Raw genomic sequence first — 262 nt, 5'->3', positions numbered from 1 at the left:
CGCATAACTGTATTCTATCTCTTTATCTTCAGTTACAATTCTTTTATTTTTAGGCATTTCTTCTATGCTATAGCCTTCCGGAATCTCAAGAATTATCTTCTTTACTTTTGTATAAGGCGATAAAAAATCTATAGGATATTTTCTGGCTTCTGTCTGATCAAATTCGTTAGAATTTTTATTTAAAAATAGCATTGGATTGATGATCATTTTTTTTCCAATCTTATCAATCAGGTTGTCTGCAGAAAATTTCATTTTGCTTTCA

1 protein-coding gene is annotated in these 262 nt (G+C 29.0%); it reads right to left on the bottom strand.

Annotated elements, in window-relative coordinates:
• Positions 1-252: hypothetical protein (locus SB659_RS19815; protein ID WP_410551652.1), on the bottom strand; the 252-nt coding region annotated here is incomplete at its 3' end.
• Positions 253-262 lie beyond the last annotated feature (10 nt).

Source organism: Arthrobacter sp. SIMBA_036 (genome assembly GCF_046535135.1).
Classification (GTDB): Bacteria; Actinomycetota; Actinomycetes; order Actinomycetales; family Micrococcaceae; genus Arthrobacter.
This window is presented reverse-complemented; position numbering and strand designations above follow the sequence as displayed.